Here is a 25,150-nt window from a genome sequence, read left to right on the forward strand (position 1 = left end):
TCTTGCCGGATAGCTGAACCGCGCCGCCACTGGGAGACTGGATGACCGACGGGACTGACGGCCACGCGCCCGCTCCGGTGAGCCGGCGACGCAAAAAAAGCCTGCGCGAGATGCTGGCCCTGCTGCTGGATTCCAGCGGACCCCAGCGCGAATATCTGATCAACATAATCCTGGCCCAAAGCTCCGGTGAACCCGGCCGCGAACCTTCCCTGCGCGAAAACCGCGCCCGCTGCGCCAACATCCAGGAACAACTGGTGGGGCTCCTGCGCGCCGAAGCGGATGCCGGACCGGGACAGTTACTGCCCTTTTTCAAGCATCTGGACAACTTTCCCCTCGACCCGGAACATGAGCTCCCCGCCGCCCTGAGCCAGATCTTTCCCCTTGGCCCCGGAGAAACCGAGAAAAAGCTCTTCCACCGCCTGGAACTCTTTTGGCTGCTTACCCTGATGGGCGACCTGGACAGCGCCCGTCCCCTGCGCAAAGAGCTGGAGCCCCAGGTCTCGCTTCAGCAGCCGCGCCTCTACATCATCTGGCTGCTTTCCCTGGCCCGCATTCTCCAGAAACGGGGAAAACGCCTCAGCTTCAGTTCCCTGTGGCTGAACCTGATCTGTGAATACCACCGCCTGGACGGGCCCGCCACCGCCCTCTACCTGATCCTCAGATGGGTTAGGATGCTCAGTTGGGGCCGCGACACCGCCCTCCGCAAGCAGGTGCTACAGAAGTTTGGCGCCCGGCTGCGCCAGAGGAATGACCTCCTCTCCGCCACCCTGCTCTACGAACTTTTCAACCAGGAACACCGCCACGCCAACCCCGGCGAAAAGATGCTCTACACCAGGCTTTTACTTCACCACCCCTCCTCCCTGCTGAGCGTGCAGCAGCTGCTGTATCTCCACTTCTTTGCCGGAAACTACCTCTCCGCAGTGAAAGCCAGCATTCCCCAGTCCATTCGCGAATTTCAGCACTCGAACTACTATCTGCACAAAAGCTGGTCCTACCTGCAAAACCTTTCCTTCTTCCTGCGCGCCAACCTCCACGACGAACAGTACGCCCGCGCCATGACCTATCTCCAGCAGCGAGTGGTGGAACTGGGCAGCCAGATCAGCCTGCAAAACAACGCCTACGTGGAAACCCTGCACGAAAACTACAGCACCATCAAAACCCTGCTGCGCCAGGTGGAGGAACTCTCGATCACGGACAACCTCACCGGCCTGAAAAACCGCCGCTACCTGGCCAACAACCTCTACCACGCCTTTCAGCTGGCCGCCCGCCACAAGGTGCCTGTCTGCCTGGCCATCCTCGACATCGATTTTTTCAAGAGCGTGAACGACCGCCTGGGCCATCCCGCCGGCGACCAGGTGCTGAAAAGCCTGGCCCGGTTGCTGCTTTCCTCCTTCCGCAAGAGCGATGCCGTGATCCGCTACGGCGGCGAGGAATTCCTGCTCGTGCTCTTCGACGTTAGCCAGGAACGCATGGAAGCCCTGATGAACGAATTGCGCCACAAAGTGGCGAGCCACCGTTTCAGCTGGCAGGGCAACCCCATCCGCATCAGCGTGAGCATCGGCTGGGCCACCACCAATCAAGCCTGCCTCAGCCAGAGTGATCTGGATGAACAGATCGCCCGCATTGACGCCGCGCTCTACACCGCCAAAAACACCGGTCGCGACCAGGTGGTCCGCGCCCCGGACCGATTTCCTGCTTGACAGCTTTGCCCACCGCATTTTTTGTTTGCCCAAAGGAGTATTCAGATGGCCAAGATCGTGGTTAAAGACCTCAACAAGATATACGACAACACTGTACATGCCGTTATAGACGCCAATTTCGAAGCTGAGGATAAGGAATTCGTTGTTCTCGTTGGCCCCTCCGGCTGCGGAAAAAGCACCGTGCTAAGAATGATCGCCGGGCTGGAAGAGATCTCCAGCGGCGAGATCTGGATCGGGGACACCCTGGTCAACAACGTTCCCCCCAAAGACCGCGACATCGCCATGGTCTTCCAGAATTACGCCCTCTACCCCCACATGAGCGTTTACGACAACATGGCCTTCGCCCTGAAGCTGCGCGGCGAGGACAAGGAAAGCATCCGCGGAAAAGTGCAGCATGCCGCCGAACTCCTTGGCATCCAGGACATGCTGAAACGCAAGCCGGCCCAGCTTTCCGGCGGCCAGCGCCAGAGGGTGGCCCTCGGCCGCGCCATCGTGCGCAACCCCAAGGTCTTTCTCTTTGACGAACCCCTTTCCAACCTCGACGCCAAGCTCCGCGTGGCCATGCGCGCCGAGATCGTGAAACTCCAGCGCCAGCTGGCCAACACCATGATCTACGTTACCCACGACCAGGTGGAGGCCATGACCATGGCCGACCGCATCGTGGTGATGAAAGACGGCGTGATCCAGCAGATCGACACACCCCTCAAGATCTACAACGACCCCGCCAACGTCTTTGTGGCCGGATTCATTGGCTCCCCCGCCATCAACATGGTGCAGGGCAGCGTGCAAACCAAAGGCGGCGAGTTGATCTTCGACAGCGGAGATTTCCAGCTGGACATCTTCCCCGCCCACCGCGCGGCCTTGCAGAAATACACCGGAAAGCCGGTGATCATGGGCATTCGCCCCGAAGACATCTATGACGCCCGCTACGATTCCATGGCCGATTTCCCCCGCAAGCTTTCCACCACCTGCGACATCGTGGAGCCCCTCGGCAACGAATATCACGTGGTGCTGCGCACGGCCAAAAACGAATTCACGGCACGCTTTGACCCCAAGGAACTGCCTGTTTCCGGCGCTCCGCTGGAGGTAAGCCTGAACCTAGCCAAAGCCCACTACTTCGATCCCGCCACCGAACTAAGCCTGGTCTGAATCCATCCGGGGTTTCCATGCGCGGCTTGATCCTGGCCTGCATCTGCCTTGTAGCTTTGCCTCTGGGCGCGCTCATTCCCCAGAACACCGCTTCGGCCAACGCCCTGGCGGGGATCACCCTGCTGTCACAGTCCGTGGCCGATTTCCAGCTTTCGCCCGCCCTGCCCTTCACCGGGATCGCCGCCTCTGGCCATCTGCCCTTCAGCGCTCCCGAGGCCGGCACCTTCTCCCTTTCCGCGGCCCACAAACTCTCGTTTCTGGTGCTCAATGCCGGGGCCTCCCACAGCGGAGACGCGGATTACAGCCTGCAGGATTTCCGCCTGGGGCTGGGGATCAACCTGGGCGGCCTGAGCGCAGGCTATGCCCAGCATCTGATCCTGGAAAGCGCCTCCACCGGCAGCTACCAAAGCTGGTGCGGCGATGCCGCCCTGGCCTACCGCAGCCCCGGCTACGGCTATGAAGCCCGCCTGCTGAGGATCGGGCGCGAAGACACGGAACTCCATCTCAGCGTGAGCACCGCGATCGTGCAGGGCATCGAGGCCGCCACCAGCTACGTTTATACCCCAGCCGGACCCGACGGCTACCGCCTCGCCACCTCCATCGAGGTAACCGACAACCTTCTGCTGCAAAGCTCCTGGCAAAGCTCCCCCAACCGCTTCGGCGCCGGCCTCAGATTCCAGCTGAAAGGTTGGGACCTGATGTACGCCGTCCGCACCCATCCCGACCTTCGTCTCTCCCACAGCCTCGATCTTGGCTATTCCTGGTGAAATCCGGCCTTGTTGCCTGCCTGCTATTCTCCCTTGCCTGCCTCGCGGCTCAGATCCCTGAAGAACTGACCGAACTGGACTACGCCGCCCAGGCAGAAGCCGCCTGGGAGCAGATCTACCAGGAACTGCGCGGCCAGCCCTTTTCCATCGATGCCCGCGCCACCCTGGCCCCGGCCAACACCCAGTTTCAGGCCAGCGCCGCCTGCCGGATCGACCGGGCGGAGTTGCAGCTGAACTACAATCACCGCCTCCATGACGCCCTGAGCGCCGGCTCCTTCCGGCTACACACCTCTTCACCCCGCTGGGATCTGGTCCTCGGCAGCTACAGGTTCAGCTTCGGGCGCGGCCTCGTGAGCGGTTCCAACTCCCGGGCCCAGCCAGACAGCCTCTTCAGCCTGCCCAATCCACTTTCCCCCAGAAACTACAGCCCCCAAGGCGCCGTTCTCACCCACCGTTACCGCTTTCTGCGCGGAGCTGTCTTCGCCTCGGTGCAATACCGCGAGGCGAAAACTGATACTGAAGGGCAGATCCGGAGCCTGCCAAAAACCCGCTCCGGCGGGCTTACCACCACCCGGGAAGACATTCTGGGCCTGGCCGCCGGAGTGGCGTTGCCCCGGTTGCGGGCAGGCGGATTGCTCTACTGGCGGCAGTACGACCGGGATTTCGCCGAAACCGGCACCAACCGCTCGCTCTGGGCGGCAAGCCTCTACGCCGCTTTCAGCCACAACAACCTGCGCCTGGATGGAGAAGCAGCCTTGGCGGAGGGAATTCCCAGCGCTCTGCTCACCTGCAGCTACAAGCTCAAGGATTTCAGCCAAAGCATCAGCTATGGGCGCAACGGCCTGAAGGACAGGCTCCCCTACGCTCTCTCGCCCGGAGTGTTGTCAACAGCCGCCTCCAGAGACGAAATCAACGGCGATTTGAGCCTCGGACTGCCACTGCATGTGACGCTGAAACTACGCTACACCATTAGCGGCGGCTCCGGCTTCGACGGCGGCGCCCTCTCCCGCTTCACGGGCTCGCTGGGCTACAGCGACAGGGGCAGCCATCTGAAACTGCTGTTTCACAACTACGACCGCGAGATCATCAGCCTCGTGGATTCCAACTACGTGTCCTCCGAGCCGCGAAACTGGCGCATTCAGCTGAGCGGGCAACTCCGCTTTCAAACCAACTTTTACCAGCGGCTGGACTTCAGCTACACCCTGCAGGACAAATTCAACTTCAGCCGCAACACCCACCGGGTGCGTTTCGGTTTTGCCTGGGAGCACAAGGACTGGGAACTCGGCTTGGATTATCTGGCCTGGCAGAGCGCGGAGGAGATCTGGCTGGTGGATGAACTGGACCCCTACACATTGCTGCCGGAAAGCGCGGAGGACAAGCTCCTGGTGGCCGATCTGGCCTGGCGCAGGGGGTCCTGGCGGCTGGGATTCCAGGGCCGCAAGTCTTTTCTGTACGAGGATTCATACCGCCTGTGGCTGCGCTGGGGCTGGAGCTGGCCGGGCCGGGCCGCGGATTCCGCTTGACAGAAATTTGCCCCACCGGGATGATGAAATCAAAATCCCGCCTTAAAAAGGAGGAACAATGTTACGTCCCAAAGTAAAGATGTCTCCCGCCTTCAAATTTCCGCAGAAGAAGCTGCGGTTTTGGGTTGCCCTGCTCTGGTTCGCGGTGATCGCGGGCCTCATTTTATACTTCGCCCTGCCGGTGCTGAATTTCCGCTTCGTTGGCTGGATCGTGCCTTTGGTGATCTGCCTGGTCCCCTTGCTGGGCTGGGCAAAGATCCGCAAGGTGGTGGCGATCGCCATTCCCCTGCTGCTGATCTGGCTGGTGCTGGTCCCCTTCTTTTCCAGCGGGATGTTCAACCCGCGCAAGCACCGCAACCTGATCGGCGAGGTGCAGAAGACCGAGTTTTCCGAGCTGGTCTCCCCCGTGAACCTGGACCAGGTGCCGATCATCGATTCCTCTTTCGCGGCCAGCCTGGCCGAAAAGAAACTGGGTGACGATTTTGCCCTGGGCAGCCGGGTGGTGCTGGGAAAGCCCACCATTCAGATGGTGGAGGGCAAACTCTATTGGGTGGTGCCCCTCCTCCACAGCGGTTTCTTCAAATGGCTCACCAATCTGAAAGACGGAACCCCCGGCTACATCAAAGTTTCAGCCACCGATCCCCAGGATATCACCTTTATCCGCCAGCTCAGCGGCCAGCCCATCAAGATCCGCTATCAGCGCAATTCCTTTTTCGGCCAGGACCTCTACCGCCACCTCTACTTCCACGGTTTCATGGGCAAAGGCCTCGCCGGGGATACCTTTGAGCTGGACGACAAAGGCGAACCTTACTGGACCATCACCACCTACACCCACGCCATCGGCGTGAACGCCTCCGAGGCCACCGGACTGGCCACCGTGCACGCTGTGAGCGGAAAGATCGACTTTTATCCCCTCACCAAGCTGGCCGACGGCAGTTTCGACGATTCCAAGCTTCCGGCCTGGGTGGACCGGGTGCAGCCCTCCTATTTCGTGATACCCCAGCTCTCCTGGTGGGGCCGCTACGTGAACGGTTTCTGGAACACCCTCTTCGGCAAGCGCGACATGCTGGAGGTTACCGATGGCTACAACGTGATCTACGGCCGCGACCAGCGCAGCTATTTCTACACCGGACTCTCCAGCGTGGGCTCGGATGAAGGCACCGTGGGCTTTTCTCTCACCGACACCCGCAACAAAAAGAGCCACCTCTACCTGCTCTCCGGCGCCACCGAAACCGCGGCCATGCGCTCCGCCGAGGGCAAGGTGCAGAACTTCCGCTACCGCGCCACCTTTCCCATTCTGGTGAACATGGGCGGCAAACCCATCTATTTCATGACTCTCAAGGACGGCTCCGGCCTGGTGAAGATGTTCAGTTTCGTCTCCGTGAGCGATTTTTCCCTGGTGGGCGTGGGCGAGACCCTGCGTGAGGCGCGGGACAACTTCCAGCTGGCCATGGCGGACAGCCGGGTGGGCAGGATAGCCGAAAAACTGGAGGGCGACGTAACCCTGGAAGGAACAGTGACCCGCTTCGGCAGTGACATCAAGGACGGCCGCGCCTACTACTATTTCCGCCTCGACAGCGCTCCGGACAAGGTCTTCATCGCCACCAGCAGCCTCAGTAACCTGCTGCCCCTCACCAGCACCGGCGACCGCCTCCGCGTTACCTACCTGCAGGCCTCGGACAGAGAGATCAGCCTCACTGCCTTCAGTAACCTGAGCCTGGGCACAGAATAGCGGCTAGTTTTTACGCCTGTTGCCATCCGTGGTCAGATCGCTTTCCTTCACGATCTGCCAGCGGCCGGCTTGCTTTTCCAGGATCAGATAGGCCTGGTAGCTTTTGCTTTTGCCTGCCTGATAGACCACCTTCGTAAAATCCGCGCGGACCTGACCGTTCGCAAGAATGATCAGGCTGGGTTCCGTGCTCTCCTGATAAAAATCAGGATGCTTGACGGTGAGCAATTCTTGCTTCACTCCAACGCAGTGGGCGCGGGGATAGGTTTGCAAATAGAATTCCACCCGGGGGGCATAGAGGGATTGAAAGGCCTCCATATCCTTCTCGTTGTGGGCGCGGCTCCAGATTTCCACCAAAGCGGAGATGGCGGCGCGTTCGGCGCTGCCGATCACCGGAGGCACAAGGCTGGGCGCTTCTTCCTGCGCGGGCTTGGCTCCGGTCGCTTGGCCAACCCCGGACTTGACCTCCAGATCCAGCGCGCAGTTGGACAGCCGCAGCCCGTATTTGGCGTTGTAGCTCATCACTTTGCCGATCACGGTAACCTCCTGCCCGGCCCGCAGGCCGGCCAGCGCTTGCATGGCTTTGTTGCCGGAAAACATGCAGGATACCTGTTCCGGCGTGACTCCCAGCCCCACCAGCCGCAGGATCGCCCGCCCCTGGTCCCGGGGTTCCAGCGACCCCACCCGGCCGGCAACCTTGCCGCTTGTATCCAGGTATTTGGCTTCCGCAGCCACCTGGTTCACGCGGTATTCGCCTAAAATATCGTCCGCTGTCACCGCGAAGCTCAGCTCGTCCCGCCCGCAGGCGCTCAGGCCGATCAGCAAAATCAAGAGCAGAGCCGCTCCACCAGGCTGCAACATTCTCTTCATCTCTCGTTTCTCCAGTTCCAAGATCCGGTTTTGCCTACTTTTCCTTCACGATCTGCCAGCGACCGCTTTGGTTGTCCAGCACCAACCAAGATTCGTAAGTGCTTGAGACTCCCTCCGAATAAGTCACCTTGAGAAAATCAGCCCGCACCTGGCTTGGATTGATCTGGCTGAGGCTGAGATCGTAGGTTTCCTGATAAAAATCAGCGTATTTGGTGCTTAGCAGTTGCTGTTTAACCTTCACGCACTCCGCCCGGGACTGTTTCGCTGTGTAAAAATCCACCCTGTCCGCATAGAGCGAACTGAACAGGCGCATGTCCTTGTCGTTGTGGGCACGGGTCCAGGCATCGATCACGGCGGCGATCTCCTGGTAGGTCTCGCCCTGCTCTTCGTCGCCCTCTTCTTCATCCCAGAAAGATGTGACGTACGGTGGCTCAGGTTCCGGTTCCGGTTCCAGCCTGCGTTGCGGCAGGACCACCACCTCCGGTTCACGCTCCGGCAAGGATTCCAGCCTGTTTTCCATCTCCGGGTCGGTTTCCTTTTGCTCATCCGCCTTGCCGGCTATCTCCAGGTCCAGCGTGCAATCGGCCAACCGCACCCCGTATCTGGTGTCGTAGGTGAGCACTTTGCCGATCACGATGACCTCCTGTCCTGCGCTAAGCCCGGAAAGGGTGGCCAGGGCCTCTTCGCCGGTGAACATGCAGGAAACGAATTCCCCCAGTGTTTCCCTGCCCGTGAGGCGCAGGATCGCCCGGCCCCGTTCCCGGGGTTCCAGGTAACCCAGTTGACCAGCGATCTTGCCGGTCTGGTCCAGATATTTCGCTTCCGCCGCCGCGCGGTTGTCGCGGTATTCGCCCAAAATCCCGTCCGCAGTCACCGCGAAACTTAGGCCGCCCCGCCCTTTGCCGCAGGCGCTTAAAACCAGCAGCAGCGCCAGCAACACCGCCAATGTCCAAGTAACCCGCCGGGTCCACATCATCCTGGCTGACATCATCGTTCTTCCCTCGTATCTTTGTGGCAAAACGCTCCCGGATGGGAACGCCCGCCCAAATTCAGGCTGCGCGTGGGTGATTTTTTGTCAATCTCTTTGTTGCCGTTCTGAACCTGTGCCGGGTACATTTGCCGGGGTTCAGCACCCTCAAAGCGTTATGGGGCAACGCTTGCGAACAAAGCATCACCTGAAAGGAATTTGAAGCGTCCATTCCCTCCCTGGGTGAGAGGCAAGCTGATTATGGTGTGGAAAGATTTCCACACCTTCTTAAAAAGCTTCAGAAATGACGCTAGTCCTGTAATGATGAGGACTCGATCGCATCCCCGGCCTTTGCATAAAAAGGAGATGGATGAAAATGCTTGGATTTTTTTATTGACATAAAAATTGGGATATATAAATCTAGATTGCGTAGCTAAGAGGTTCAAAATGAAAATTGTATCTAATTTGACATATTCATATTCTGTTTTGGCGTCAGCGGGAAGAAGCAACCGGAGACTTTTCCTTTTGGAACCAAGCCAGGCCGCAAGGTCTTTGTTCCGATCGGCCGGATACAACCGCCACGTTTACAGAAGTTAGGAGGTATCGTGCAATCGATCCATACCAACAAAGCACCGGCAGCCATCGGGCCCTATTCCCAGGCTGTGCTGCGTAACGATTTACTGTTTGTATCCGGGCAGATAGGCATCGACCCCAACACCGGGCAATTGCCGGGAGGTTTTGAACACAGACGCATCTGGTCTTCGCCAATCTGAAGGCCATCCTGGATGCCGCCGGCAGCAGCTTCACCCATGTGGTGCAAGTGACCGTCTACCTTAAAGATGTCAACGATTTTGCCGCTCTGAACCAGATCTATGCCCGGAACTTCTGTGAGCCTTACCCGGCCCGGGAAACAATTCAGGCGGCCCGCATCTCCAAGGATGCCCTGATCGAAATCTCCCTCATCGCCATGAAATGAGCCACGCGCGAAATCAGCCACCTTGGTCCGGGGCGCAAATTCACCTTGACAGCCGGAGGCGTAAGCACCAAGTGGTGGCGTCCGGGTGTTCCGGCGGAGAACACCTGCCCCCGGAGGCCAAGGCGAAAACATGGCCGGAATTTGCCGGGGGCGGCTACCCACTGCCGTTCCAAAGCGGTTTGAGCCAGGTCATGAACAACGGCGGCCCGGAACCTCAACTACACCAAATGGAGAAACATATGCGTAAACTGGGAGTTTTGCTGCTTTGCCTGCTGCCCCTGTTGCTGGCGGTGCAATCTGTAGGCCTCCACACGGTTCAGAAAGGGGACACGCTTTACAGCATCAGCAAGGAACACGGCGTGACCGTGGAACAGATACGAATGCTTAACGATCTACCGGACAATGATATAAGGGTAGGACAGAAGTTGCTGATACACGAGCTCAGGGCAGGGGACGAAGAGGATGGCTTGGAGATTACGGAGTATCGAGAGGAAGAATCCTTCGGACCCCGCCGAACTGTCACCCCCGGGCAAGGCAACGCCATCTGGAAAATCGAGTATCATGTGCCCTACGGGTATGAACTTGGCGAAACGGATTTCACTGCTCCGGTTTATATCAACGGTAAACTTGTCACCGACCAGATCCGCAATCGGTTGGATTATTTCACCGCGGAGTATCTGTTCGAGGTACGGGAAGGCGATGTGGTGGAGTATCGGATCGCTGATCCCTGGGAAGCTAACTTGACTTTTGTGCTTCGCGACCATCACGACCGCGTGCTGGCCCAGCGCAACCCCTGTTCTTCCTTCGCGGGAACCTCTCCGGCACCGCAGGTGGTGAGGCTCAACCCTGGCGACCTGCCCGGCCCTGCCCATTACTCCCTTCCGGTAAACGGCGGCACCGCTCATCCCGTATCGGGCCGGCTGGAATGGCTTCAGCCCGCGGGTAAAGTGAACGGATACAGGGTCTGGTGGGGAAAAACCGGCCACCTGGACTCGTGGCCGACCAGACCCAGATGTTTTGGGCCCCACCGCAGCCGCAGGAATACAATACCGGTTACGAATGGCGGATCGTGCCCTACAATGAATACGGCGAGGCAACTGACTGCCCCGTATGGCGTTACCGTACCGCCCTGTTCACGTTTGCAGCCGCAACTGCCAGCCTTGGCGGGATCGCGGATTTCGATGACGACGGCACTCCCGACTTCCTCAATGTCGATCTGGACCAGGATTCGGATGACGGCCTGTATCCGCTTACGCTGTTCCGTGGTTTCTCCGGAATCCAAACGCCCCTTGGGATGAGGTCGGACGGCTATCCGGACTCTGGACCCTGCTGGCTGGATTGCGACCGCGACGGCGACCTGGATATCGTGCTGCTATCATTTGAGGATGAGGAATTCAGCCATCGGGTGTTTCTCAACACCGGGGGAAAGTTCTCCTCCCAACCGCTGCCGCGCAATCTTGGACCCCAACTGCCGCAAACCGAAACGGAGCGCAGGATATGGGCTTCCGAGCCTTCTTACGCCTACTTTCTGGACTCGTCCGGAGAGCCAGCGGCCTGGCTTGTGTTGGACGCCGACGGAGACGGAGACACGGACCTGCTGCCCAGCCCGCCAGCCTGGAAGCTCGATTTTATGCCGAAAACTGCCCCGAACCTGCCCGAGAATTATTCCCCGTATCCTTTGGAAATGGAGAACTCAGCCCTGACTGTGATGCTGCGCGACGGCAGCAGCTTCCCGCCAGCAACCAATGATCTTCCCAGCTACGATCATTCCGGCCTTCTGGGCTATTACTGGTGCGATTTCGATCTGGACGGGGACGCCGACCTCCTGAAAACCCTCGAAATGGGCAATTATGGCGTTGGCCTGGCAGAGATCTTCCGCAACGATTCCGGAAAACTCGTTCCCACCGGACAGGCCTTGAACGGATACCAGCCGGGCAAGCCTGAATCCGCTTTTTGGGTGGGGTCTTACCTGGATGAAGTCTGGTGGCACGACATCGATGCCGACGGCGACCCCGACCTGTTGGCCAGGCCTTATTCTGAAGGACCCAGCAACTTCAGGGTATATCTGAACCAGACCATACACAACTAATTACTGCAGACCCAGGTCCATGCATGGGCAAGATTTAGCGGAGTCATGCTCAAGCTGCCAGTTCGTGGCTTTCCTGCAAATCCCTGGCAACAGGTGCGCCCCCAAACTGATTCCTGCTGGCCTGGTTGTATCAATCCTGTCTGGAGGATTTGGCCGTACCCCTCCCTAAGCCGCCTCCCCTTCACATCCCCTTCACTTCCCGCTGACTTCCCAATGGTTCCATGGGAACTCTGGGGGAGGCGGGCAGGGGGCGGATAGGCTGGGAGAAAGGGCGGATCAGGTTTTTTTGCGGGTCTTGAGGATGCCGTTCGCGGCCAGTTTTCCTGTGAGGATGGACATGGGTACGCCAGCGGGGCTGTAGGCCCACTGGCCGGCCTGGTAAACATCCGGCAGGGGGGTGAAGACGGAACGGTCGGCGCGCTGGATCTGGTTGATCACGGGCAGATCCGGCGAAAATTCCCAGCCCACGATGGCTCCTTCGGAGCTGGCAATGCGGTTGTGGATGCTGAGCGGGGTAAAGGAAAAGCGGCCCAGCAGCTTGTCTTTCAGCATGGGATAGACCGAATCGGCCAGCACTTTGATCACCCGCTCCTCGATGGCGGCGACGAATTCCTCCAGCCAACCTGCCTCCTCCACCTTGTGGAACAGCTCGTATTCAGCCAGGAAGCTTACAATGAGCCCGGTTTTGCCTGGCGGGGCGGTGCTTGGGTCCTTGAGGCCGGGGATGGAGATCTCGAAGGTGTTGAGGGCGATGAAGCGGTCCAGCCAGGCCAGGATTTCAGCCTTGCCCAGCCGGTCGAAGTCGCGCAGCAAGTCCCGTAGTTCGCCGCGGTGCGTTTCGCCCAGGCCCCGGCGTGAGGGGGTGTGGAAAAAGTGGCCGTGGGCAACGCGGCCAAAACTTTCCAGGGGCGCGTCCACTTTCAGGAACAGCGTGAAGACCGATTCGCCCCCCCTGTGGCTCAGCATCTTTTCTTTCGCGGCGGAGAATCCCGCTTGCGCGGAGGGTTCCAGGCCTTGGATGTCAGCCAGCCGGTAGAGGGTTTTCAGATCGGCGGCCCAAATGAGGCTGGCATAGCGGTAGCTGAGTTCATGGCTGTCGGTGAGGGTTTTGGCTGCTGGCGCCACGCCGGTGACGGTGGTGTCCGTTCTGATCTCGCCGCCAAGCGCCAGGATCTTGTCGCGCAGGGCCTCCGCCAGCCTGCCCACGCCGCCTTTGGGGTAAAAGTAGTCCAGATAGAGCGAAAAATAGCTCAGGGCAAAGAAGGTGGGCGTGCCCTTGAAAAAGTGCTGAGAGATGATGTCGCGGAGGGCGGGATCGCTCACGCTGGCGTTCAGATGGTCCTCCACAGGATAGCCCATGCGGTTGATCCTGCCGATGGTGAGCAGAAAGCGGGGCAGCCAGGGCAGCAGCTTTTTGAAGATGAATTTTCTGTCGCGCCGGAGGTCCTTGAACACGGGATTTTCCACTCCGTAGAGCACGTCCATGTACTTCATGATCTGCCCGATGGTGCGCAGCAGCGTGTCTATCTCGGCCGCGCTGGCGGGATAGAGCTTTTTCAAAAAATCGCTGTAGCGGGGCAGGCTGTCCGGTCCGTCGAGATGCAGCACCTGGTCCTCGATGCCCAGCGAGACGGGGCTGGACACGACCTCGAGGCGGATGTTCAGGTCCTCCAGCATGGGCAGGATGATCCCCGCGCTTTCCAGGGCCCGCACGCCGGCGTCGAACAGGAAGCCGTCGCTGGTAAAAGAGTTCACCAGTCCGCCCAGTTCGCTGTTCTTTTCCAGCAGCAGCACTTTTTGCCCGGCGCGGGCCAGATAGGCGGTGGCGGTGAGTCCGGCCATGCCTCCGCCCACCACGATGGTGTCGTAGCTGTTCTCAGTCATGTTTCAATTCCCGAAAATATAATTGCTCAAAAGCGGCTTACTCCTTGATCCCGCTCAGGCGCAGCGATTCCGCCCACAATTGGCGGGCCGCTTCGCGGTCCAGGGCCGGCGGCGCGGGCACTTCCGCGGTGGTCAGGTTGAAAAATTTCCCGCTCACCCCCTCCAGGTCCCGGGTCACGCCCAAGGTGTAAAGCGCTTCCGCCGATACTTCGGCCGATTTCAGGGTCTTATCGAAAAAATTCCGCTTGAACCAACGGTAGAAGGCCCCGTTTTCCTGGCCCGTATCGCTTTTCACCGCCCCCGGATGCATGGTGTTGATGGTTACGCCGGTGCCTTGGAAGCGTTCCGCGAAAACCAGCATGGCCAGCATTTGGGCCAGTTTGGCAGCGCCGTAGCTTTTGAGGCCGGTGTAGCGGCGGCGGGACCAGTTCAGATCGTCCAGCCTGAGTCCCCAGGCGGCGAAACGGTGACCCTCTGAACCCACCAAAATGATCCGCGCGCGGGCTTGCGCCCTCAGCTTATCCTGTAAAACATGGTTGATGATGAAGGGAGCCAGATGATGCACCACCAGCACCTTGTCCAGGCCCTCGGCGGTAAGTTCCCTGTGGGTGAGATAGACACCCGCGTTGTGGATCAGCAGGTCGATGGGAGTTTCCAGCCGCGCCAGTTCGCCGGCCACGCGAAAGATGTCCGGCAGCACGCTCAGGTCGGCTATCCGGTGGTCACAGCGCACGCCGAACTCACCTTCGATCTCGCGGCGCAGGTCTTCGGACTTGGCGGCGTTCCTGTTCACGCAGAGGAGGTTGGCCCCCCGGGAGGCGAATTTGCGGGCGGTGACCCGGCCAATCCCGGAAGTGGCGCCAGTGATTACCACCAGCTTGCCCGCGCAGTCATCCGGACACAGCCGGGGCGCTTTGCCGTTGTTCCTGATCATGGCCAGGATATTCGACCACTTGTACTCGCGGATGTATTGCCTGGTTTTATTCGTCACAGTTCCGCTCAGCCGAATTTCTTCGCCACAAAGCGGCGGTACATCTTGTTGAAACGGGGGATGTTGTTGAAAATATCACCCCAGAGATCGTAATAATCGCGCTGTTCCCTGATCAGCCCGTCCTCGCTGAGCACCAGTTTGGTGGTCCCGTAAATGGGCGTGTTGGGATATTTTTTGAACATCATGGTCATGATCCAGTCGAACATGATCACGTTGTCGTTCTGGGCCGTGGCCAGGATCTCCATCTTGAGCTGTTTGGTGCGCTTGGTGAGCCGGTTGCACATGGCGATGAAGTTGTCTATGCCTTCCAGGCGCTGGATGGTATCCTGAAACACGATGTCCCGGTGGTAGTAAGGAAAGATGTGCGACCAATCCGGCCTGCCTTCGCGGTTGTAGGTCTTGCTCCACAACTCCCGGATGGTATCCTTGTCCAGCACCAGCCTTTCCTGTCCGTCAACCTTTGTTGGTGTGTCCATGTTATCCCTTTTAGTTTTCGATCGTTCCCTGCCGCCAGTGAAAAAAAAGTCCACCGGGAGTCAAGAAAAAAATCGGCGGGAAAGCCAGCCCGGCCCGCCAAGGCCGCTGCCGCTGGCCGGATTTGCCAAAACCCGGCCTTGCCAGAGCTTCAAAACGCAATATGCTATCCTAAGAAATCTGAAATGGTTACGCCCAGGGAGGTTACATGCCACTGCCCTTTAACATGAACCGCATGCTGGACACTGAGTTGCACTTTCCCCAGCGCTTCACCACCATGACCCCCAAAAACTACGGACTGGTCTTCTGGAACGAGGGCAACAAGGCCTCGCACGACAGCAACCACGCCGTGATCACCGATCACCTGGGGGCGGAAGCCTCGCTGCGGGATATCGAGTTCTTTTACAAAACCAAGGGCATCGTGCCCCGCGTCTATCAATCCTACAAGGCCAACGAACTGGAGAAGCTGCGCCCCGCCCTCGAACACCACAACTTCAAGATCGCCACCAAGCAGGGCGCGTTCTTTCTGCACGACCGGGACAGCCAGCTGGGCATCTCCGGCGATCTGCGCATCGAACGCCTCAAAAGCCTGAGCATCGACGTGATGGAAACCATCGCCATCGAATTTGGCGGAGATTGGACCATCAAGGTGGTGGAACGCCACCTGCTGCATCCCTCCTACCATCTTTTGGGCGGGTTCGTGGGCCAGGAACTGGCCTCGCTGGCCTCGGTGAGCGTGTTCGCCGGCTACAGCCGCGTGGACGACGTTTACACCCGCGACAAATTCCGCGGCCGCGGCTTCGGCGGCAGCATGATCCACTACCTGATCAATTACCACAAACAACTCCACGAAAACCACCTCTACCTCTATTCGGCGGATCCCGCCGCCATACGCATCTACGAAAAAGGCGGCTTCTCCCGCCAGCCTCAGAACTTTGAGTTCTGGACCGCCTGGAAAGAAGTTAGCTGAGCACTTTCCGGCTGTTACAAAGAACGCAAACATTGCGTTCCAGGGTGTTTTTATCTTTCCGCGGCAAGTCGGATATAAGTTTAACTGAAGATTAATTTTATTAAACATTAAAATTGAGGCGCACATTTCTCTTGACAGCTTATACCCCTATTAAGTATGATGACTTTGAGCGTTATTGTAGCTTTTTACAAACTTTGGGGAACACTCCACCGGGCTGTGGGCTGAAGGAGAAAACGATGAAAGCGTCAAGCTTGATGGCAGCACTTATAATTTTACTGTTTGTGAGTTCCTTTCTGCCGGCCGTGGCCTTCCCGGAAACCGAAGCCGGATCAGATACTGGCTACGCTCCCGACCTCGTCAAGATCAAACTCAGCTCCGCCGCCTATGAAAGGGCAGGCTTGCCGGAAGGCCTCTACGCGGAGGCTGCGGATTTCGGCATTGAGGAACTGGACCGGCTGCTGCTGCAGACCGGAGGCCAAAAGGTCATCCGCGCGCATCGCCGGGTGAAAGACACTGCCTGGGAGGAGCGAACCGGCTTCGACCGCTGGTTCCTGGTCAAGCTGGATGGCAGGATGGCGGTGGAGGAAGCCGTGAACGCTTTCAAATCCAGCGCCTGGATCGAATTCGCCCAGCCAGAGTATGAGATCCGGTCAGCTGTGGCACCTAATGACCCATTTTACAGCGACAACTGGGGCCACAATAACACCGCGCAACTCCCAGCCTGGTTTCCAGCTGGCGATCCAGCTGGAGGTCACACCGGAGCAACTGTGGGCACCGTTGGCTTCGATTCTGACGCCCAACTGGCCTGGGACCGCAGCCAATTCTGGGGATCCAGTTCTATCGTGATCGCCATCATCGATACCGGAGCGGATACTTCTCATCCAGACCTGCGTTTGGTGGCTGGCTACGATTACGGAGACGGCGACAGCAACGTGAACACCACCAACGCCCACGGCACCAACTGCGCCGGCATTGCTGCGGCCAGGGCCAACAACAGCCTGGGCGTGGCAGGCATTGCCGGAGGCTGCAGCATCATGCCGCTGAAAATCCTGGATTCAGCCGGGCATCAGTATTTCACCTATACCGACAACGCGCTGACCCACGCCGCTGACAACGGAGTGGAGATCATCAGCATGAGCTTTTCCGCCATTCCCCTGGGTACAGACGAGGGCGACATTCCCGCCACCGACGCCGCCCTGGAATACGCCTACGACCACGGCTGCGTGATGTTTGCCTCCACCGCCAACGACAACACCTCCACCATCGGCTATCCCTCCAACCACAACAAAGTGATCAGCGTGGGCGCTGCTGCTCCCAACGGAGCACGGAAAAGCTACACTTCCGTGGATGGCGAATATTGGTGGGGATCAAACTACGGCGTCAACACCCAGGACGACCCCAAAGCGGTGGACCTGATGGCACCCACGATCCTGCCTTCAACCGATCTGATGGGCACTGCGGGATACAATACCTCTGCCAGCCCAGGGGGCGATTACTACATGTGGTTCAACGGCACTTCCTGCTCCTGCCCCTACGCGGCTGGTGTGGCAGCTTTGCTGCTGTCCAAAACACCCACCCTCACCCAGACCCAGGTGAAGAACATCCTCTCTAAAACCGCCACCGACATGACAGTGGGAACCAGCGCGGGCTGGGACCGCTACACCGGCTACGGCCTGGTGAACGCGGACCGGGCGCTAGTGAACGTTTGGGACGGCAGCAGCAGCAACGCCTGGAACCTTGCCTCGAACTGGAGTTTGGACATGGTGCCCATCAGCACCCAAGACGTGCTGATCCCCAACTATCTGATTCGCTATCCCACAGTTTCCGTAAATCCGCAGCCCTGCGCCAGCGTAGTGGTGGAAACCGCGGCCAGCATTACCATCACCACCGGCTACCTGACCGCGTTTGGCGACTACACCACCTCCGGTTCGTTGGTGATGAACAACTCCACCGGCCACCTCTACGTGCTGGGGCAGCTTAGCTTTGAGAGCGGAGCGACCGCCTCCATAACCGCAGATGTGGACATCCATGTGGTGGATGATGTTTTCTTCCAGACAGGAAGCAACGTAATCATGAGCAACGGCAACCTCATCTTGTACGGAAACAAGTCGTCAGTCATCCGTGCCTACACCGCGGCAACGGTCTACAATCTTTTGTCAGACAAGGATTCCGGCTATTCTTCGGCCATCAGCCTGCTTTCCACGGCACCCATCACGATCAGCGGCAACCTCTATGTTTACGGGGGCAGCACCCTGAACCACTCTTACAGCGGCACCACCATCCTGAAAGGCGGCATGTGGGTATATGATAACGCCACCTGTGCCTTCAATTCCGGCACCCTCAGTTTGGAAGGCACCGGCACCAGTTACCTGCGCTTCTACCAATACGGGATCGGCAACCATCTGAAAAACCTGGCCATCAACAAAAGCACCGGCTACAGCGTGGTCCTCTATGATACCCTGGAAGTGGCCGGCAATGTGACCATCAACAGCGGCACCTTCAATCCTGGAACCTGGCCGGTATTCGTGGGCGGGAACTGGGACAACAACGCCGGCCCTGCGTATTTCACAGAGGGCTCCGGCACGGTGATTTTCAACGGAACCGGAAACCAGTACGTTTACACAGAGACTTTCAACGTCCTGAAACTGGATAAATCCACGGGGTCGATGTACATCACGACAGGCAACACCGTGGGATGCAACAGCTATGATTGGGACGCCGGGGCCTATGTGGTCAACGGTGGTACCTTCAACGTCCTGGACTTGGCCGACAGCGGCATCTTCGGCACCATCACCATCAGCTCCGGAACGGTGAATTACCTCCAGGACTCATCCCAGTATGTGGACATGCGCTGCACCCTCAACCTGAGCGGGGGGACATTCAACATCAACGGCGGCAACAGCACATCCTGGTGGGGCTTTGTGAATCCCTTCACGCTGAACATGAGCAACGGCACCCTGTATTTCTACCAGCCGATCTATATCCCCTCCTCCCACACAACAGTGGAGAATATCACCGGCGGCATCATCCGCACCTGCGGTTCTTTCAGCTGCCAGAGGGGTGATTTCACCCCCTCCGGTGGCACCCTGGAAATGTATGACTCCCTGGACATGAGCATCTCGATGGCAACAGGCAGCAACCTCTACAACCTGAACATCAACAAGAATCCCGCGAAGTCAGAGGCTCCAGACCATAGCGGCTTTGTGCAGAGGGAACGCGACGGCACCCCGCTGCCCCAGACCAGAAGCAACACAGCTTTGGCTGGTTCCGACCTGATCATCCTGCATGACTTTACGATCAGCACCGGCGGCTTCGATGCCAACGGCTATGACCTGACAGTCGGCGGCACCTGGGACAACAACGGCCTGAATACCTTGGCCTTCACCGCCGGAATCGGGACTGTTTATCTCAACCAGGCCGGTGACATCCAAAACGTATATGGCCCCAATGTCTTCAACATTTTGATCGACAACCACAGCGGCGCTGCGCTGACCTTCAACGACGCCACCACCATCGATTCCCTGGAAGTGAACAACATCGTTTCCTTCCACAATGCCAACACTATCAATAATGTGGACAACTCCAACCCCGGCGCCATCCTGGCCTTTTATTACAACTATGCCTCCACGATCGGTTCCTATACCGGCGGCGGCTCGCTGCGGGCCTGGATCAGCAGTTACGTGACCATCAACGACCTCACCCAGCCCGGACTATACGGCTCCTACATAGCGGGCAGCGGGCATCTGGAATTCCATCAGGACGCCTCGTCCTTTAGTGACATAAATGGCAACATGACTATCCAGGACAACGGCATAGTGGATATCTACGGAACTTACTCCGATTGCTACGTTGGTTATGATGGGGATTGCCTGCTCACCATCACCTCCGGCGAGCTCAATATCAAAGAAAACAGCTTCTACATAGAGAATAACGGTAACACGGTTGATTTTGCCGTCAGCGGAGGAACGATCAGGGTAAACGGCAGCTGGTACGACAGCTGGGGTATCTTTGACCCCAGCGGCGGAACGGTGGAAATGACCGGTGCCACGGACAACCACCTCACCTGCCATGCCTCGAGCTGGTTCCACACCCTGACCGTAAACAAGGTACTGGCCCGGGAAGCTGAACCCGGACCGGAATTTGAGACCGACAGGGAGGGTAACGTGACCCCCGTGACGCGGGCCTGCAACCTCACCATCCACGGATGCACCGTCAACGGCGGCTACATCCAGACGGCAGCGGGCGCCGTGTATCTGACCGGAGACCTCAATTCCGCGAATGGCGATGCCACGAATATCATAACCGCTGGAACCCTGCGCCTGAACGGCTCTTCCTTTATCTCGGCGGGAAATCTCACAATTTACGGCATCCTGGCCGTGGATCCCGCGTCCACGCTGTACATCGGCGGCACCAAAGCCCTCAATGTGTACAGCGGCGGCTACCTGCTGCTGGGCGGAAACAGCTCCAGTCCGGCCACCATCACCAAAACCGGCACCGGCACCTACGGCCTCTACATCCGCAACGGCGGGATGATCGGCGCTGTTTACGGGATCTTCGAATACATGAACGTCAACGGGCTTTACCTCTATTCCGGCTCCAGCGTCAACACCGATTACTGCCTGGAAAACTGCACCTTCCGCAACGGCGCTGGCAACGGACGCCTTCTCACCATCAGCAATAGCCAGAATTTCATTGTGAGCGGAGCCGTATTCCCCGCCAATACCTGGGGCGGATATTACAATGCCTATAAATCCGTGGATAGCGGCGTGGTCTATTTCAGCAACTGGAGCGGGGACTTCGGAGGAGAAGACCACGATTACGATCCAAACAACCGGATCTTCTGGGAAGGTTCCGGCTCGCCGGACATCGAAAATCTGCAGATCAGCCATCTGCCCGTCACCAACAAGATCCGGCTGGATTGGTCGTATCCCCTGGAAGATGCCAGCTTCAGGATCTACCGCAGCTCAGATCCCTACGGCATGTTCAACTTGGTGGGCACAACCGCCGACCTGTTCTGGGAACAGACTGTGCCCGGACCCTATTATTTCTACAGGGTGAGGGCCGTACTTCCCTGAGCGCCTTGACATACAAAAATGGGGTCCGGAAATTCCGGGCCCCATTTTTTGGGCTGGATCATTCTCAGGGTCCCACCGCGGTGACCCGGTAGAAGTAAAAGGATCCCGGAACCGCTTCCGACCAGGAGGTGCTGGCGCTGGTGGAGTGGAGGGTGAAGGTCCCGGCGGGATCGGCAGCCCGGTAGATGTTGAAGTGATCGACTGGTTCGGAGTAATCCCAGTCGAGGCTGATCTGGCCGGCGGAGTAAGCAATAAAGAGGTTTTGGACCGGCGGCAGCCCGCCCCCTTCCCAGCTGACGCGGCCATAGGGGTCATTCTCGTGGCTGGGGCCTCCGTAAGGGCCGTCCCAGGCCAGAAATTCCAGGCTGCCCTGGTTCAGAGGCTTGGAAACGTTGGAACCCGGCTCCGCAGGCAACACGGGGAAGCTGGCGCCGCTTATGCTGAGGTTTTGGCTGTTCCGGACGGTTAGCAGCGCTCCTCCCTGGGCTGTGACCTCGCCATATCGGAACGCGCAGTTCCCAAAGGTGAAGCTTTCCCCGACAGTGGCTCCAGAATCGATATACACACCGTTGGCATCCATGTATTCAAAGATGGCGTCGTGGGCGGTGATCGCTGCTCCGCTGGCTATCGTGAAGGCATAGTATCCGCCTGTGTTGCTTCTGGATACGGTTACAGGCTCGCTCTGGCTTCCCAAGAGGATCAGCTCTCCCCCGGAATTGACAGTTAGGGACTGGCCGCCGCGGAGGTAGAGCCCAGAGCCGGCATTGCCTCTCAGGGTGCCGTTCACGACCACATCACCGGTGCTGGTCAGGTAGCGGTCACCGAGGTTCAGGGTACCGCCGGCGGCGATGGTGGTGGTGCCAAATTCAGCCACGTTCAGATAACCGGCGGTTGACAGCGAAAGCGTGCCCTGGCTGATGTCCAGGTTGCCCTTAACTGGGATCACGGAGGAACTGAGAACGGAGGTGATGGGATCGGCCTTGTTCACCAGCAGGTGGTGAAACCAGCTTCCCGTCGCGCAGGAAAGGATGGAGCCGGAATTGCCGCCATAGAGTTCGACCGTCCCGCCGGTGGGCTGGAAATCGGAACGGGTGATGGCAAAACCTTTGGAACAGCGGATGGTTCCTCCGCTGACGGCGCTGGCCAGGCTGTAGGAAGAGGCGTTGATCAGGATGGCCTGGTCCGTCACATCCAGAGTTCCCCCGCTCAAGGTGAGGCTGGCGTCCTCACTATAGGGCCACCTGGAGGTTCCGGAGCCGCCCCGGATCCAGAAATTTCCGGCCTCGACGCTCACCTCTCCCAACAGATCGATGGCCTGGCTGGCGTCCTGGCTCAGGTCCACATTGCCGTCCTGAAGGTGGAAAATCCCCTTCACGCCGGGATCGGCGAGGTCCAAGGCTGTGAACGAGCCGCCGCTGACGCGAAGCCTGCCTTCCGTCCAGTCGTAGCTTTGGCAGCTGACGTCAATGCCGCCGCCGATGACCGCTTCCCGGAAAGAATAGTCCTTGGCCAGTTCCAGCTGGCAAAAATCCTCAGCAAAGGAGATCTCGCTGTCCAGGTTCGCATCGAACACCACCTTTCCTGTTCCTTCGATGAAGTCAGCCGCTCCGGACTGGTTGAACCAGTCTCCGGCAACGTTCATAACATTGGGGGCGGCAAAGATTCCCCTTAGTAGCTTGAAATCGCCGTTGATGTCCAGATCGCTCATGGCTGTCAGGGAGGTCCCCTCAGGTATGTAAACGCTGAGGTCCTGCAGGTATGAGCCGCTGGCGAGGAGGATGCTGGAGTTGCCTGCCCCGTTCAGGTAAACACCCCCGCCCTCGGGTGTGAAGCTTGAGTTCAACACGGTGAAGCTTCCGGCGATGCTGATCCCGCCATCCGTTATGGACTCCGTAAAGGAATGTCCGCCCGCGGTTTCGATCTTCACGCCGACGTCATGGAAGATCAGATTGCCGGAAACCATCTCCAGGCTGGCATCGGCAGCCCAGGCCCAGCGGGAGGGCTGGCCTCCGCCGTACAGGTTGAAAGTCCCGGAATCCATTGTTACATGGGCGTTCAGGTCCACATAGTCCGTGGCTTCAGTTCCCTGGTAATAGGTGATGCTGCCGCTGATCAGGTGGATGTTTCCATATATGCCGTTGTCGGCCAGGCTGTTTGCTGTGAAAGAGCCCCCGTTGATTCTGTAGCCCCCCTGGTCCCAGTCAAAGCAGGAGCACACAACCGACGCGCCCGGGATGCTCATTTCCCCGGAGGGCTTGTCCAGGATGAGATTGGAAAAGGTTTCGCTCCACACGGTCTGGTCCTCGCTGCCGTTCAGGGTCACGGAATTGGCGGAGTATTCCTTGAAGGCTGCCGGCCCCGCGTAGTTGTGCCAGTCTCCGCCCAGGGCGATGTTGTAGTAGTGATAGCTGGGTACACCCAAGACCCTGGTTTCCAGTACTCCGTCCCGGAGAGTAAGGCTACCTTTGAGCGCAAGGTCGGAGTACAGGGTGACGGTATAGGCAAGGGTGCCTGTTTTCTCGATGTCCAGATCGTTCAGATAGTTGCCCGGATCGCCGAGTCTGAGATACGCGCTGGCAATTCCCTCCATGCTCAGCAGGCCGTTGTCCAGCTGGCAGACCGCTCCAAGCTGGACCTCAAGATCACCTTGCAGGATCAGTTTGAAATCATCAGTCTGTTTCAGGGTGCTGCCTGCCTGCACTTCCAGGAGGTCCGTGATCGTGAGGTTGCCAAAACCGATATTGTATATGTCCGTGTAGTAGGGTGAATTTTTGGCTGAAACAAAGTTCCTGATGGTGGTTGGGTAAAATACTCGAATCTGGCTGTTGCCGTTTCCAAACATGATCAGATGGCCCTTATCCATGTTCACGTTTACGTAGTCATCAAAAGTAAGGTCCCCCTGCACCTGTATGCGGCCCGAATCTTCATCGGGGTGGAGCATGTTCACGCTGGCAAAGCCATCAAAGAGCAGATCGCCGTCAACCTGGAAAGGCGGCACCAAACCGCTCTCATTCCAGTCAAAGGTCAGGGTACTACTGACATTGGCATTGCCGCGCGCCCAGACGTATCCACCGGTGAGGATGAGCCCGCCGCTGAGGTCAACCAGCAGGTCGTTGCAGTTGGCTGCCTGGTTGCAAACGGGCGGATCGTCATCGCAATTATTGATATACACATCCTCCAGGTAGGTGGGAACGTGCCCCAGGGACCAGTTCGCGGCGTCATGCCAGTTTGAGGAAACGCTACCCAGCCATTCGTTGCGGTATCTATGACCAAGTGGGCTGGGAGAGGTATCAAAGCTCCTGCCGGCATTGGTGAGGGGTGGAGAAAGGCCCATGTCTGTATGATCCGCGTACAGAACCGCGCAAAACAACAATGATGCCACAGCCAGGCAGAGTCGCATGGCCTTCATTTCTGTCTCCTTTGACCCTGCTAAAAAACGCCGTTGTTCGACCTTAATTATGCACCTTGACAGCATCTGCCGGCAACGGGATGCTGTCAAGAATTTTTTCCAGCGCTCAAACATCGGCAGGCGTCAAATCCCTTTATGGCTCTCTTTCACATCAAGTGGGTGCGGGCGCTTAACCAGAAAGCAGCCTGGTTTGGACGATAGCCTGATTATTGGATCGGGCGGAGGGCCAGTACCGATTTTGCTTGACAGAATAAAGCCATGAAAAGGAAAGGATTGGACAGTGATGAGGGGCCTATAGCTCAGCTGGTAGAGCTTCCGGCTCATAACCGGATGGTCGGGGGTTCGACTCCCTCTGGGCCCACCATCTTTTTTAGCGTAGCTTCTGTTCGGCGTCTTTTCCCATGTCCAATGCCATTGTGCGGTAATCTCCTCCTGAACCCCTGCAAATCCGCCCCCTGTAAGTCCCCCGCCAAATAGCCGCGTTTCAGGCGGGCATCTGGCGGGAGGCGCAGCCGCGCCGCGGTTCCGGGGATTCAGGTGGCCGCATAAGCATAAGATTCAGCAACTTAGTGCTTTT

Annotated in this window: 15 protein-coding genes, 1 tRNA gene and 2 pseudogenes; 11 read left to right on the plus strand and 7 right to left on the minus strand. The window is 58.5% G+C overall.

The features are described from left to right. Positions 1-41 precede the first annotated feature (41 nt). Genes LHW45_02035 through LHW45_02055 form a run of 5 tightly spaced genes read left to right on the plus strand, consistent with a single transcriptional unit; the run spans position 42 to position 6,871 of the window. Positions 42-1,700 (plus strand): GGDEF domain-containing protein, encoded by a 1,659-nt coding sequence (locus LHW45_02035; protein ID MCB5284358.1) that lies wholly within the window; start codon positions 42-44, stop codon positions 1,698-1,700. A 45-nt stretch (positions 1,701-1,745) separates the two neighbouring features. Beyond that, on the plus strand, positions 1,746-2,849 hold the full coding sequence (ugpC, locus tag LHW45_02040; GenBank protein ID MCB5284359.1) for a sn-glycerol-3-phosphate ABC transporter ATP-binding protein UgpC: 1,104 nt from the start codon (positions 1,746-1,748) through the stop codon (positions 2,847-2,849). A 17-nt stretch (positions 2,850-2,866) separates the two neighbouring features. Then, entirely contained in the window at positions 2,867-3,616 is a 750-nt protein-coding gene (locus LHW45_02045) for a hypothetical protein (protein MCB5284360.1), read from the plus strand. Then, the gene (locus LHW45_02050) at positions 3,613-5,139 is read left to right on the plus strand and encodes a hypothetical protein (protein ID MCB5284361.1); all 1,527 of its coding nucleotides are present in this window, start codon (positions 3,613-3,615) and stop codon (positions 5,137-5,139) included. The genes LHW45_02045 and LHW45_02050 overlap by 4 nt, the downstream gene beginning before the upstream one ends. 58 nt (positions 5,140-5,197) lie before the next feature. Beyond that, a complete protein-coding gene (locus LHW45_02055) occupies positions 5,198-6,871 on the plus strand; it encodes a hypothetical protein (GenBank protein MCB5284362.1) in 1,674 nt (557 codons plus the stop codon). A gap of 3 nt (positions 6,872-6,874) precedes the next feature. Here the strand turns inward: LHW45_02055 and LHW45_02060 are convergent, their stop codons facing one another. Both LHW45_02060 and LHW45_02065 read right to left on the minus strand, forming a co-directional pair. After that, entirely contained in the window at positions 6,875-7,738 is an 864-nt protein-coding gene (locus LHW45_02060) for a hypothetical protein (GenBank protein ID MCB5284363.1), read from the minus strand. Between the two features lie 34 nt (positions 7,739-7,772). Beyond that, complete coding sequence (locus LHW45_02065) at positions 7,773-8,729, minus strand: OB-fold putative lipoprotein (GenBank protein ID MCB5284364.1); 957 nt, start codon at positions 8,727-8,729, stop codon at positions 7,773-7,775. 581 nt (positions 8,730-9,310) lie between these two features. On the opposite strand from LHW45_02065, the pseudogene LHW45_02070 reads away from it, so the two are divergent. Continuing rightward, a pseudogene (locus LHW45_02070) lies at positions 9,311-9,681 on the plus strand (RidA family protein). A gap of 239 nt (positions 9,682-9,920) precedes the next feature. Beyond that, positions 9,921-10,055: pseudogene (locus LHW45_02075) on the plus strand (LysM peptidoglycan-binding domain-containing protein). 18 nt (positions 10,056-10,073) lie between these two features. Here LHW45_02075 and LHW45_02080 read toward each other — a convergent pair. Beyond that, on the minus strand, positions 10,074-10,586 hold the full coding sequence (locus LHW45_02080) for a hypothetical protein (protein MCB5284365.1): 513 nt from the start codon (positions 10,584-10,586) through the stop codon (positions 10,074-10,076). 107 nt (positions 10,587-10,693) lie between these two features. Here LHW45_02080 and LHW45_02085 point away from each other — a divergent pair, with 107 nt between their 5' ends. Further along, the gene (locus LHW45_02085; protein MCB5284366.1) at positions 10,694-11,770 is read left to right on the plus strand and encodes a hypothetical protein; all 1,077 of its coding nucleotides are present in this window, start codon (positions 10,694-10,696) and stop codon (positions 11,768-11,770) included. Between the two features lie 276 nt (positions 11,771-12,046). Here LHW45_02085 and LHW45_02090 read toward each other — a convergent pair whose 3' ends face one another. Genes LHW45_02090 through LHW45_02100 form a run of 3 tightly spaced genes read right to left on the minus strand, consistent with a single transcriptional unit; the run spans position 12,047 to position 15,121 of the window. Then, on the minus strand, positions 12,047-13,654 hold the full coding sequence (locus LHW45_02090; GenBank protein MCB5284367.1) for an NAD(P)/FAD-dependent oxidoreductase: 1,608 nt from the start codon (positions 13,652-13,654) through the stop codon (positions 12,047-12,049). Between the two features lie 37 nt (positions 13,655-13,691). Continuing rightward, the gene (locus tag LHW45_02095) at positions 13,692-14,645 is read right to left on the minus strand and encodes an SDR family NAD(P)-dependent oxidoreductase (GenBank protein MCB5284368.1); all 954 of its coding nucleotides are present in this window, start codon (positions 14,643-14,645) and stop codon (positions 13,692-13,694) included. Between the two features lie 8 nt (positions 14,646-14,653). Further along, positions 14,654-15,121: a nuclear transport factor 2 family protein gene (locus tag LHW45_02100; protein MCB5284369.1), complete on the minus strand. Its 468-nt coding sequence runs from the start codon at positions 15,119-15,121 to the stop codon at positions 14,654-14,656. Between the two features lie 206 nt (positions 15,122-15,327). Between LHW45_02100 and LHW45_02105 the strand changes: the two genes are divergently transcribed. Next, positions 15,328-16,089, plus strand: coding sequence for a GNAT family N-acetyltransferase (locus LHW45_02105; protein ID MCB5284370.1), 762 nt, complete (start codon positions 15,328-15,330; stop codon positions 16,087-16,089). Between the two features lie 236 nt (positions 16,090-16,325). Then, positions 16,326-21,164 carry a S8 family serine peptidase gene (locus tag LHW45_02110; protein ID MCB5284371.1) on the plus strand — a complete coding sequence of 1,613 codons (4,839 nt, stop codon included), beginning with the start codon at positions 16,326-16,328 and terminating at the stop codon, positions 21,162-21,164. Positions 21,165-21,228: 64 nt separating this feature from the next. Here the strand turns inward: LHW45_02110 and LHW45_02115 are convergent, their stop codons facing one another. Then, on the minus strand, positions 21,229-24,573 hold the full coding sequence (locus LHW45_02115) for a hypothetical protein (GenBank protein MCB5284372.1): 3,345 nt from the start codon (positions 24,571-24,573) through the stop codon (positions 21,229-21,231). Positions 24,574-24,861: 288 nt separating this feature from the next. Between LHW45_02115 and LHW45_02120 the strand changes: the two genes are divergently transcribed. Then, positions 24,862-24,937 (plus strand) — tRNA-Ile (locus LHW45_02120). Positions 24,938-25,150: the final 213 nt, after the last annotated feature.

The organism is Candidatus Cloacimonadota bacterium, from assembly GCA_020532085.1.
Classification (GTDB): Bacteria; Cloacimonadota; Cloacimonadia; order Cloacimonadales; family Cloacimonadaceae; genus Syntrophosphaera.

Excerpts from the sequence above, each read along its gene's own strand:
- LHW45_02035 (MCB5284358.1), top strand. The coding sequence starts at position 42 with ATGACCGACGGGACTGACGGCCACGCGCCCGCTCCGGTGAGCCGGCGA.
- ugpC (MCB5284359.1), top strand. The coding sequence starts at position 1,746 with ATGGCCAAGATCGTGGTTAAAGACCTCAACAAGATATACGACAACACT.
- LHW45_02045 (MCB5284360.1), top strand. The coding sequence starts at position 2,867 with ATGCGCGGCTTGATCCTGGCCTGCATCTGCCTTGTAGCTTTGCCTCTG.
- LHW45_02055 (MCB5284362.1), top strand. The coding sequence starts at position 5,198 with ATGTTACGTCCCAAAGTAAAGATGTCTCCCGCCTTCAAATTTCCGCAG.
- LHW45_02060 (MCB5284363.1), bottom strand. The coding sequence starts at position 7,738 with ATGAAGAGAATGTTGCAGCCTGGTGGAGCGGCTCTGCTCTTGATTTTG.
- LHW45_02065 (MCB5284364.1), bottom strand. The coding sequence starts at position 8,729 with ATGATGTCAGCCAGGATGATGTGGACCCGGCGGGTTACTTGGACATTG.
- LHW45_02080 (MCB5284365.1), bottom strand. The coding sequence starts at position 10,586 with ATGAGCGGTGCCGCCGTTTACCGGAAGGGAGTAATGGGCAGGGCCGGG.
- LHW45_02085 (MCB5284366.1), top strand. The coding sequence starts at position 10,694 with ATGTTTTGGGCCCCACCGCAGCCGCAGGAATACAATACCGGTTACGAA.
- LHW45_02090 (MCB5284367.1), bottom strand. The coding sequence starts at position 13,654 with ATGACTGAGAACAGCTACGACACCATCGTGGTGGGCGGAGGCATGGCC.
- LHW45_02100 (MCB5284369.1), bottom strand. The coding sequence starts at position 15,121 with ATGGACACACCAACAAAGGTTGACGGACAGGAAAGGCTGGTGCTGGAC.
- LHW45_02105 (MCB5284370.1), top strand. The coding sequence starts at position 15,328 with ATGCCACTGCCCTTTAACATGAACCGCATGCTGGACACTGAGTTGCAC.
- LHW45_02110 (MCB5284371.1), top strand. The coding sequence starts at position 16,326 with ATGAAAGCGTCAAGCTTGATGGCAGCACTTATAATTTTACTGTTTGTG.
- LHW45_02115 (MCB5284372.1), bottom strand. The coding sequence starts at position 24,573 with ATGAAGGCCATGCGACTCTGCCTGGCTGTGGCATCATTGTTGTTTTGC.